Raw genomic sequence first — 11,639 nt, forward strand, 5'->3', positions numbered from 1 at the left:
ACCTCACACTTATTGCTTCTCCAGTATATCACAAAAAGGCTTCCGGGGGGATTGCCATATTGTGAACTTTTCGATTGTCTCATCGGCTTTCAGGGCTTCCGCCACTCCGCCGAATCTTCTTTTCTCACATATTCTCCGGTCCTGACCTCTGCCTCCTGCAGGTAGAGATGCAGTGCCGCAAGCATGTCCAGGTGGAGCTTCACCAGCCTCCTGAGCTTTGGAATGCTGAAAGGCAGAGTATTGTCATCATACCTGGGATTGTCAAGGGGAATCTTGAGCTCCGCCTCGATATCAAGAGGATAATAGGTCATGTCGCCGTAAGGTCGCTTCGGGTCAAGGGCAGGAACGGGATGGCAGACTCCAGGGCTATCTTCCGCCCAGCGGCTCGGCTCAAGCATGAAAGAGGCCAGGACGACAAGCCTCCTGTGATCGTCTGTGAAGTGAAAGCTGCTTTTGTCTCGAAGGCGGGGGACAGGCATGGCGACTACCTTGCCGGCTTCCTCGGAACGCACGAAATCGACCTGCGTCAGGCCTTCCACAAGAAGCACCGGCTCTCTCACGCGGAGGGTGTAGGTGCCTTCCTTCAGTGCCCCATGGCTTAACAATATTTGCATTGCCGGGAGAAGCCCGGTGAAAAGGCTTTCAGCCTTCGCTCGAGTCTCCGGGTGCTGAGTGCCGGATGATTTAAGGCTGCCCCGATCCTCTGTGAGGCCGCATATACGGGCTATGTCACCATATAGATTTTCAGAGCCGAAGGGCTTCGCAGGGTGGACCGTCGGCGCCCCGTTCTCGGTGGGATCCCAGACCATCCTCGCTTCCCGCAGCATGGCGCGGTGGGCATCGGTGAAGTGAAATATTTCAGGGGCCTTGTCGTCTGCAAAAACATCTGATCGAAGGGCTGTGAGCATAATAAGCAGGCATCCCAGGAGGAGCCCTGAGTGATGATGCCGGTGCAGGAATCCGGGGCTTTTCTCCTTTCGGGCGGCGCCGTGCTTGATCAGCACTTACTCCGCCGCCTGTTTCCCTGGCTCCACGGAGGCTGTCTTATTCTCAATGGACCCGGCCTGAGCGCTCATCGCTGCACCCATCGGTGCAGTAAAAGGATGAGATGATAATGCCGATGCCTGGCTCTGCACGGATGCCGCCGCGGCCCGCAATGAAGAAGCCTGCTGCTGCGCGGTGCCTGGAATGCCTGCTGCCGTTGAAGCGCTGGCGGAAGAAGGAGAAAGTCCTGTCGCACCGGTAGTTCCGCCTGCGGCGCCCAGTATGGAGGCTGGGCTTCCGCTTGCAGCCGCCCCTACGGATTGAGAGATGCCTTGAGAGGAGCTCCCAGCCTCGCCGCCCCCGGAAGAGCCTGACTGGTAAGAAGAGCCCTGCATTCTCCCCTGGAATCTCTGTCTCAGGTTGCTGAAGAGCCCCCTGCTCGTTGAATCGGTGCTTTGTGACGACTCGCCCTGTTTATCTATCTCAGAGATTTTTCCGGCTTCGCTGCGGGCCTGGGAGGCGTTCTTGTCGGCGGAGATATCACTGGCAGATGGCGGTGACTGGGACTGGTAAGGCGCAGATGCGCTGTTCTGCGCCTCTGCCGCCTCTTTTGACTCATTCACCTTTTTATCGGAATTCTCTCCGGGAGACCTGACCGCGTCGTTCCAGGTGCTCGCGAAGCTGGAAAGAGCCGGCGAGCCTGTGGAGCTCTCTCCGTTCCGGGCTTCACTGGAGAGGGTGACTCCTGAGCTCAGCGAGGGGGAATACTCACCGGAGCCGCTTTCCGTCTCCAGCGCGCCGCCTGCCGTGGAGACACCTCCTGCAGGGCTCCCTTCATACGGGGTACTGGATCGCTGTATCGAAGAGCTTTCCGAGCTGCCGCTGCCTATTTCTCCCACTGTCATATCATCGTCTGCCATTGCAATCCCTCCCGGAAAACAAGCATGAAATCCCTGGTATCATTATAGCAAAGCAGGGAGGGGAAAATTATGAACAAATCTTTAAAAAGGATAACATTTTGTAAAAAAAACCGCCTGCCCCGGGGCAGGCGGCTCCCGGATACGCTTGCCCTTCGAGGCACAGCAGCCCGCATCAGTTATTCAGCCTGTCACTTTTTGCCGGCGGGAGTATAATTATATATGAAAGGATTTCGCTCTCTGCGGAAAAGCGTTATCCAAGTATGGGCCTGGAAGGGCCGTCACCAAGGAGGAGCCATGAGAGTGTTTCTTGTCATGCTCTTGCTGTTAGTTTCACTGGGGGAGTGCGCGTGCAGCGATGATTGTGTCGTCTATCCCACCCTTCCCGGGACAAGCTGCCGCGATTATTCCAGGCCGGGATGGCGGATTGACAGAGGCTCGGTCTATCCTACCCTTCCCGGGACAAGCTGCCGTGACTATTCCAGGCCGGGATGGCAGGTGGATAAAGGCTCGGTCTATCCCACTCTTCCCGGGACCAGCTGCCGTGATTACTCCAGGCCGGGATGGCGGACTGAGAACGGCTCAATGTATCCCACTCTTCCCGGGACCAGCTGCCGAGACTATTCCAAGCCGGGACTCAGGTGGGATAACGGCACTCTTTACCCGACACTTCCCGGCACGAACTGCCGGGATTATTCAAAGCCGGGATGGCGTGTCGAGCGCGACAGGTAGGGGCTTTACCACTTTCCTGCCACTTCGCCGCAGGCGGGATTCTCTGCCGCGTCTTTTTTTATCAATTCTAGAATTCTCCGTGCCTTGTCAGACGCGAGCCTTATCGAGTCATAAGCCGGGAGATCGAGCACTTTCTGGAGCAGCAGCCCGTCCGTATCAAACCAGCGGGGAAGAAATCCTCCGAGGAAATAGCCCCGTGAGCGGAGCACTTTGACGGCATATCCTGAAGCGCTGTCCGCGAGGTTCAGGCAGAACTGCATGACTCTTATTCCTTTCCTGGCAGCGAGGGCTTCAAAATTCCCCACTGATTTCTCAAAGCTGCGCCCCGCAGCCGACACACGGACCCTCGCCACATGAGCATCATCAAAGAATTGGGTGGTGAGCTCCGTCTCTGCCGAGGGCATGGAAGGATCGCCCTCCCTGAAATCCCTGTCCAGATCCATACCGTCGAAGACAAAGGCCAGAGCCTCCCTGTACTCTTCAGGGATGTGGATGATCTGTCTTTTTTTCCGCAGCTCTCTGAAGGTGAGCAGTGTCGATATCCTGTCTTCGGGAAAATCCTTGCACTGATAGGTAGCGGCAGGCAGCAGGCCCACTTCAATCGCAGTCTCGTGGTATCCGGCCAGTATCGAGAGTTTCTGGGTGATCAGGTGGTGGCAGACAGCCTCGCCGAAGAGGGTGCAAAGCTCATGGGCCGGGGCTATTCTGTCCAGCAGATAATTCTGGATCTTGAGCATGGCAAGGCTCCTGCGGTAAAGAGGGTGCACGATGAACTGCCCGATTTCACAGGTTCCCTCACAGGGTGCGGAGCTCCGGTAGATGGCGCCGTGGCCTACAATAGCGCCTGATGAGGTGCGGGCGACGGCAGAGAGGACACTTTTATTCTCGTTCTCCTCAATGAGTTTCCCGGGAATATAATAGGTATCGACGGGGTACTGATCCCCGTACACCGCATAGAAAATACGGGCTATGCCCCAGGCGTCCTCAGGCCTGAAGGAATCTACTTCAAAAGGCTCATGGGGGGTGACCGAATGCCCCTCTCCTCTCAGTTTCTCAATGGCCTCCGCCTTGTTCATCACTGGTGAATCTCACTTTCTCTGAGCGTCCTGCAGAGTTTTGTCCCTGTCCTGAAAGAAGCATTGAATACGGCACAGCCCGCCCTCGGCGCTCACTTCAAGGCCGTCGCTGTAATAACGGATAAGATGGGAGGAAAGCCCGATGATGCTTCCTTCAATATCTTCGATGGCCGGCGACTCAGGCAGCTGCCGGGAAAGAGGCAGCTGCGCTCCCCTGTAGGTGACATCCATTGCCAGGCTGAAATCACTGAAAGTAAAGCGTGCCTCCATATGCGGGGTGAGCCTCAGCGAAGCTGCGCTCTCCAGGATCTCGTTCAATGCCGCCGCCGACCTCATCAGCATGGACAGGGCGATACCCCAGGGCGAGATATGCACATCAATGAAATCAAAGATGGACTCTGAGCCTGTTTCTCCCGGCGTGAGCGCCATTGTGGCGGTTCTCTGAAGGATCCCCGTGTCGTCGGCCTTTATGCCCAGGCGCTCCATCGCGCGCTCCCGGAGCCTGAACTTCTGAACCTTCCCACTTGCAGTGACAGGGAAGGAATCGACAATGAATACATGGGAGGGCACCTTGCTCCGTGCGAGGGATTTCTGGCAGAACTGCCTGATTTCTTTTTCTTCAGGGGAGCTCCCGGGTCTGGGCCGCACAAAGGCGACGACTTCCTCTCCCCACCGCTGCGAAGGCACGCCCACCACCTGGGCGTCTCCCACGTCGGGGTGGGTGAAGAGGTATTCTTCTATTTCGCGGGGATAAATATTTTCTCCGCCGCGGATGATCATGTCCTTGGCACGGCCGGTAATGCGGTAGGTGCCGTCGCTGAGGCGCATGGCCAGGTCTCCCGTGTGAAGCCAGCCTTCCCTGTCTATGACGCGTGCCGTCGCTTCGGAGGCCTTGTCGTAGCCTTTCATCACGTTGTAGCCTTTGCAGCAGAGCTCCCCCTGGATTCCGTCTCCCATTTCCTCTCCTGAGGAGGGATTGACGATTTTCACGGCGATTCCCGGAAGGGGCCGGCCTATGGTGGAAGTCCGTATTTCGAGACTGTCATCACGCCTTGTCATGGTGATGAGGGGGGAAGCTTCAGTGAGGCCGTAAGCGATGCACAGGTCCCTGATACCCAGGGAGGAGAGTATCTTTTTCATCAGCTCTGCCGGGCAGACGGTGGCTCCGGTAATTCCCGTGCGCAGCGACGAGAGATCACAGCGGTGCCTTCCCTGCTCCTCGAGAAGGGCGATGAACATTGAGGGCACCCCGTAGACAGCGGTGCAGTGGCAGGCCTCCAGGGTTTCAAGGACCGTGCGCGGCTGGAAGTGCTCGACAATGACAAGAGTCCCGCCCGCGGACAGGCAGAGAAGGGAGCCGAGCACGGAGCCGAAACAATGAAAGAGGGGCACCGGGAGGCACAGCGTGTCTTTCTCGGTGAAATCCATGACTTCCGCAACAGAGAGCACGTTCCCCGTCATATTCCTGTGAGTGAGCATGACCCCCTTGGGGAAACCGGTAGTCCCCGAGGTGAAGAGGATCTGGGCCACGTCGTCCGGGGAGCTCTGGCTCTGCCGCTCCCGGAGCGCGCTCTCTCCCACGCTGTCGCCGAGGGAGAGGAACCTCTCCCATGGGAAGAGGCCTTCACATGAATTGTTCTTCAGGTTGATCAGTGTGCGCAGGGCCGGCAGCCGGAGTGTCCTGAGCTTTCCCGGCGCGCTTTTCTGCCGCTCCGGAGCTATGGAGTCCACGATCTCAAGAAGGTCTCCCTGTTTCAGATAGCTCTCGCTCAGGGCCAGGATTCCTGCTGACGAATGGTTCAGCGTAAACTCCAGATCGGCGTGGCGGTAGGCCGGGTTGAGTGTCACCACCACGGCTCCCGCTTTGACGGCTCCGAACTGCATGACGATCCATTCGGGAATGTTATGAGCCCATAGGGCAACCCGGTCGCCCGGCTCCACGCCGAGAGCCATGAGACTTTTTGCTGCCCTGTCGGTCACGATCCTGAGTTCATCAAAAGTGCACCGGTAACCGGACCGGTGCACGATGAGCGCGGTATGATCGGGGCATGCTGCTGCGGTATTATCGAGCAACCTGCCCATAGTCTCCCTGCTCATGCCTTATCTCCCCTTCCGTCACTCTATGGATCATTCCATAGTCTGTGATATTGATTCTCCACAGGGTATGGAAGACCTTTCGCGGGAGCCATGGGCTATACTATGGATATCTCAAGAAAAAGCAGGGGAGGCACCGACGCCTGTTGACAGGTCCAGACCTTCCCGTTATAATATCAGTGGTACTTATTCTCGCAAAGGCAGCAATTCTTCAGGTGAAAATAACGGCATAAGCGGAAACAGAACAGTCAGTCTCTGATTCCACGACACCTTATGCTGTTTTTATTTTCCCTGAGGAGGTTTCCATGAGCAAATCAATTCTTGAAGCAAAGGGGCTTGCGAAAAGCTTCGACTCATCAATGCTGCTTGATGAGGCATCGTTTAAGGTCTCCTATGGCGAGAAGGTGGGCCTTGTGGGCCTTAACGGCTGCGGCAAGTCCACCTTGATGAGAATTCTTGCGGGGCTTGAAGAATCCGATGCAGGCTCGGTGAGTCTCATGCCCAGGGGGGGCCGGGTAGGGTTCCTTCCCCAGTGGCCCGAGATAAAAACCAGGACCATCGGGGAGCACCTGGGACAGTCTTTTCCCGGGCCAGTGCCGCCCCCTGGCTGGCAGGCTGAAGCGCTCATAAAGAAAGCTCTTGCCGAGACAGGCCTCAGTCATATCCCCCCGGGGCTTGACCCTTCATCCCTCTCGGGCGGCGAGAGGACCAGGCTGTCCCTTGCAGGACTCCTCCTGGGGGAGCCCGATTTCCTTCTGCTGGACGAGCCCACCAACTTTCTGGACCTTGAAGGACTCCAGTGGATAGAGGAATTTGTAAAAAGCCACTGCCAGGCCATGATAATCGTCTCTCATGACCGCTTCTTCCTTGATGCGGTCGTGACAAGGATAGTGGAGCTTGAAAGGGGCAGCCTCAACGAATACGGGGGAAATTATTCTTTTTACCGCGCAGCAAAAGCTGCGGCCCTGGAGCGGCAGCGTGCTGACCATGCGATGCAGAAGCATGAGATAGAGCGTCTTGCGGAGCGGGCAAGGCAGCAGAGGCAGTTCAGCAACAGTGTCAACAGCGAGACGACCAATGATTTTTACCGGGCAAGAGCCACAAGGCATTCGAAAACAGCGAAGGCGCTGGAAAAGAGAATAGCGCACATGGAGAAGACAGACAAGCCCTGGCAGGCAGACCAGGTGAGCATAAGGCTCCAGGGCACTGCTACCTCCAGAGTTGCGGCCAAGGCTGAAAATATCGCAAAGGGCTATGGCGGGAGGCCTCTTTTCCACCAGGTGAATTTTACCATCACAGCGGGGGAGAAGGTGGGGATTGTCGGGAAAAACGGATCGGGAAAATCGACGCTCCTGAGAATCCTCCTTGGTCTTGAGAGGCCCGATGAAGGGACGGCGTTCCTCCAGGACCGTGAGAAAGTGGGGTATTTCTCCCAGGTTTTTGAAGAGATGAACCCGGGCGCATCGCTTCTTGAATACATGGAAGCACAGGGAGGCCTGGACCGCGGGGAAGCCCGCCGGGTCCTGGCATTTTTCCTTTTCCGCGGCGATGACGTACATAAGAGAATCAGTTCTCTTTCCGTGGGGGAGAAAACGCGCCTGGCCCTTGCCTGCTTTAACGGGAGCAGGAAAGAGGTCCTTATCCTTGATGAGCCCACAAGCCATCTCGATGCCTCTACGACGGAGATCCTGGAGGATGCCCTGGAGCCATTCGACGGCACCATCATTATGGTCACTCACGATCGTTACATGCTTGACAGGATCGCGGCGAGAATTCTTGCCATCGAGGGCGGGACCGTCAATGAGTACAGGGGTAATTTTTCATATTACCTGGAGAAAAGGAGCGGCTGAGAACTTTAAATGTTACTTATTTTCTTTTTTTGACATATCATGGCAATATATCCCATGAAATGAGCGAAAAAATTTAACATATCCCGGGCCAAAACCTGGTACTATGGGGGGAGAGAGAAAAGTGCAGATCGTCAAGGGGGAGCTATGATTACCTCACCTTCCTGGCTGGCATCAAAATCCGCATCGTTAAATGCCGAAAGGCTTGAGAGACCTTCTCTTTCCTCTTTTCAAAATCCCGCGGAGGCCGCAGATCTCCTCTCATCTGATCGTAAAGAGTCTCTATCGCTCTCGCCTGCCGCACAGAAAGCCCTTTCCGGTGAAGCTTCCTCTGAAGGCGGCAGCCTTGACCCATGGGGCGTGACCACCACCATTTACGACAGCCTGTACAGCGCCACCGGCGGCATCAGGGAGTGGATAAAATACCATGATAACCCAGAGAGCGGCCCCTTTTCATTCGGCCAGGGAAAAGAAGGAAACTGCGCTTCTATCGCTACCATCAAGGCAGGTATTGACGTCTTTGGTGACGAGGTTTTCAAAAGACAGGAGGGCGACAGGGAAAAGGGCTTTGACCTCACGCTCCGCGATGGTTCACAGGTTGCACTCTCAAGAGATGAGTATGAGACCGCCCTCAAAAACTCTTACTTCCAGGGAAAGAATGGCGATACGGAGGACTATGCCAACCTCTGTTACGCCGCCATGGCGAAAAGAAAGATGGATATCGAAAATACCGGGAAAAGCGACGGTAAAAAGATCACCTATCAGCAGGCCTGCGATCTCCTCAATGACGGCATTGATACCTTCGATGCACCGCGCTATCTTGGCCTTCAGAACAATGTAAAGAAGCTTGATGATCCCCTCGATGCAGATGAATACAGGCACTACGATGCAGTCGTGGCGAGGACGAAAGGCGTCCATGCCCTCTATGTGGACGGCCCTGAGACTTATTCGAAGGATGCGGACGTGACTCAAGACAACTACGGCGATCCCAAAGCCTTTGACGGCACTGATAACTGGGGCGACAGGCTCACCGACGCCTTTGCCATGGCGGGGGACAAAGTAGCGTAGATTTTTGCCTGCCCGGCAGCCTCTTTCATGGAACCCAGTTCCTGCCGCCGAACTCCTCCCTTTATCACCACGGGCCTTGCCGTTCCCGATCGTACTCCAGAGCACGCCTGACGTCAGTATATCTGTAACCTCTCCAGGAAAGACTGATCCAGATGAGAGAATATAACTCCTCGTCACCAAGGATCCAGTGTGGCTGGTACGGAAGGAATAGGATGAGCCCGGGGAGAAATCCAGATTTCTCCAGAGGAGGCAGCGATTTATGCATGTTGTTCCAATCCTCGTCATCGCGCTTTGCCTGTTTGCTCTTGGCTACCGGTACTACGCGGCATTCATTGCAGCCAAGGTGCTCGTTATCGATGATACCAAGGTGACCCCTGCCCACGAGTTGAAAGATGGCCGCGATTATATTCCCATGAACCGCTGGGTGCTCTTCGGCCACCATTTTGCTGCCATTGCAGGCGCCGGGCCTCTCATCGGGCCTGTGCTTGCCGCCCAGTACGGCTATCTGCCGGGGGCGATCTGGATACTTCTGGGCGGTGTCTTCGCAGGCGCCGTCCACGATATGATAATACTTTTCGCCTCGGTGCGCCACAGGGGGCAGGCCCTTTACAAGATAGCGGGGAGCCTTACAGGGCCCGTCACCGGTGTCTCAGCGGCAGTTGCCACGCTTTTCATCATCGTCGTATCGCTTGCGGGGCTTGCCATCGCTGTCGTAAATGCCCTCAAGGGCAGCCCATGGGCCTTTTTCACCGTCTTCATGACAATTCCCATCGCCGTTCTTGTGGGGTGCTGGATGTTTCGCTGGAGGCCCGGTAAAATAGGTGAAGGATCTGTTATCGGCATCGTACTCCTCTTTTTGGCCGTCATTACAGGCCCTGCCGTTGCCCACTCGTCATGGGCTTACCTCTTCACTTACAACGAGAATGCGCTGAAGATTATGCTGCCCTGTTATGGCTTTCTTGCCGCGGCGCTCCCCGTGTGGCTTCTCCTTGCGCCCAGGGACTATATTTCCACTTACATGAAGATCGGCACCATAGGACTCCTCGCCCTGGGGCTTTTTTTAGTGAACCCCGAGCTTTCGATGCCTGCCCTGACGAAGTATATCCATGGAGGGGGGCCTGTGATCCCGGGGCCTGTATGGCCCTATGTCTGCATCACTATCGCCTGCGGGGCGATTTCCGGGTTTCACTCCCTCATCGGATCGGGCACGACGCCCAAGATGGTGGACAGGGAGCGCGATATCCCTTTCATAGGCTACGGCGCCATGATCACCGAGAGCTTCGTCGCCCTGATTGCCCTTCTCGCCACGACGGCTCTGGACGTGAATGACTACTTCGCCATGAATGCCACCCTGGAGGGATGGAAAAGCCTGGGTCTCCAGGTGGTCCATCTTCCCCTCTTTGAGCAGCTCGTGGGAGAGCAGCTCATGCACCGCACGGGCGGGGCTGTCTCTCTTGCTGTGGGTATGGCTTCCGTGTTTTACAAGATCCCCGGTATGGCGGGGCTTCTCAAATACTGGTATCATTTTGCCATCATGTTCGAGGCACTTTTCATTCTCACGACCATTGACGCCGGCACAAGGGTGGCCAGGTATATTCTCACCGAGACTGCAGGGCACTTCTGGCCCAAGGTCACCGACATGCAGTGGCTTCCGGGAATTGTGGGAACATCCTTTGTCGTATCTTTCGCCTGGGGGCTCCTTCTTTATGAAGGCACCATATCCTCCATCTGGCCCATGTTCGGCGTTGCCAACCAGCTCCTTGCGGCCATAGCCCTTGCCCTTGGCACGACGCTTATCATCAGGAGCGGCAAGGCAAGGTATATATGGGTGACGCTCATCCCTTTCATATACGTGGCAGTGACGACTGTCGTGGCGGGAATTATGAACATAAGGAACATTTATGTGCCCCAGCACATGACTCTCAATATTGTTCTCACCTTCATAATGATTTTACTGGCCCTGGTGATTATTGCAGACTCCATAAGGGTGTGGTCCCGGTCGCTGAAGGAAAGGCCCGCGGAAATAAAAGAGAGTGATTCGAACTGAACCACTCCCGTTTTATGGCTCCGTGGTGATTTTTGGAAGTATTACCTGCTGCTGCCTGACGGCGCGTTGCTTATGATGGCAAGGAGCAGTGTCTCGTAGGATCCGCTCGTATCACCCTTGATGTCGTCCTCAAGTGAATGGCCGTAAGTCTTTCTGTACTCGTTTTTTATGGCGTCAAGCTGCTCCCTGTTCCTTGTGGCCAGTATGCTGATAAGGGTCTTGTCGTCGGTTCCCCATCCTTTCATCGCCTTATTGAGGACCGCCGCATCGCTTCTGGCCTCCGCGCTGCCGGCTGCCCCGGTGCTCCGCCCCCCTTCAAGGAGCTTCAGAAGGGTTGTTTCATAGTTCCCGCCTGTGTCGCTTTTCACGTCGTTTTCCAGGGAGCGCCCGTAGAGTTTCTGGTATTCCTCCTTGATGAGCCTGATCTGGCTGTTATTCCTCGAGGAGAGTATGTTGGTGAGGACCGTCTCGTTGGTTCCCGCCCCTGCCATGGCGTTATGGAGCGCCACGGCGTCTGCCCGTGCTGAAGCCTGGGCTTCGTTGGCCTGTGCCATGGATTGTGGAGATGCCACAGGAGCAGGTGCCGGAAGAGGTGCAGGTGTTGTAGGTGGCGCTGAGGGAACCGGTACAGGCGCAGGTGGTGGCGCTGGTATGGGAGCTGGTTTTGGCGCTGGTGTAGGAGTGGGTGGCATGGGTTTAGGTACCGGCGATGGTGATGCCTGTATTGGAGGCGCCACGGGAGCCGGAGCCGGTGCAGGCGCGGGTGTTGCCACAGGTGCGGGAGCCGTGGCAGGGGGTGCGTTATTAATGATGGTGAGGAGGGCGGTTTCGTAAGTGCCGCTCGTGTCCCCCTTGACGTCATCTTCCAGTGAGT

Annotated in this window: 9 protein-coding genes; 4 read left to right on the forward strand and 5 right to left on the reverse strand. The window is 56.2% G+C overall.

Annotated elements, in window-relative coordinates:
• Window positions 1-89: 89 nt before the first annotated feature.
• Complete coding sequence (locus RDV48_16115; GenBank protein ID MDQ7824328.1) at window positions 90-1,004, reverse strand: hypothetical protein; 915 nt, start codon at window positions 1,002-1,004, stop codon at window positions 90-92.
• Entirely contained in the window at window positions 1,005-1,904 is a 900-nt protein-coding gene (locus RDV48_16120; GenBank protein ID MDQ7824329.1) for a hypothetical protein, read from the reverse strand.
• A gap of 294 nt (window positions 1,905-2,198) precedes the next feature.
• On the opposite strand from RDV48_16120, the gene RDV48_16125 reads away from it, so the two are divergent.
• Entirely contained in the window at window positions 2,199-2,633 is a 435-nt protein-coding gene (locus RDV48_16125; protein MDQ7824330.1) for a hypothetical protein, read from the forward strand.
• Between the two features lie 5 nt (window positions 2,634-2,638).
• On the opposite strand, the gene RDV48_16130 is transcribed toward RDV48_16125, so the two are convergent.
• Entirely contained in the window at window positions 2,639-3,712 is a 1,074-nt protein-coding gene (locus tag RDV48_16130) for a hypothetical protein (protein ID MDQ7824331.1), read from the reverse strand.
• Between the two features lie 9 nt (window positions 3,713-3,721).
• A complete protein-coding gene (locus RDV48_16135; protein ID MDQ7824332.1) occupies window positions 3,722-5,806 on the reverse strand; it encodes an AMP-binding protein in 2,085 nt (694 codons plus the stop codon).
• A 302-nt stretch (window positions 5,807-6,108) separates the two neighbouring features.
• Between RDV48_16135 and RDV48_16140 the strand changes: the two genes are divergently transcribed.
• From RDV48_16140 to RDV48_16150, 3 genes are all read left to right on the forward strand, one after another.
• Window positions 6,109-7,653, forward strand: coding sequence for an ABC-F family ATP-binding cassette domain-containing protein (locus tag RDV48_16140; protein MDQ7824333.1), 1,545 nt, complete (start codon window positions 6,109-6,111; stop codon window positions 7,651-7,653).
• A 144-nt stretch (window positions 7,654-7,797) separates the two neighbouring features.
• Window positions 7,798-8,718, forward strand: coding sequence for a hypothetical protein (locus RDV48_16145; GenBank protein ID MDQ7824334.1), 921 nt, complete (start codon window positions 7,798-7,800; stop codon window positions 8,716-8,718).
• 259 nt (window positions 8,719-8,977) lie between these two features.
• Window positions 8,978-10,765, forward strand: a complete 1,788-nt coding sequence (locus RDV48_16150; GenBank protein MDQ7824335.1) for a carbon starvation protein A — start codon at window positions 8,978-8,980, stop codon at window positions 10,763-10,765.
• 41 nt (window positions 10,766-10,806) lie between these two features.
• Here the strand turns inward: RDV48_16150 and RDV48_16155 are convergent.
• A partial coding sequence (locus RDV48_16155; GenBank protein MDQ7824336.1) for an annexin occupies window positions 10,807-11,639 on the reverse strand: 833 nt, incomplete at its 5' end.

The sequence above is a fragment of the Candidatus Eremiobacterota bacterium genome, from assembly GCA_031082125.1.
GTDB lineage: Bacteria > Vulcanimicrobiota > CADAWZ01 > CADAWZ01 > Ess09-12 > Ess09-12.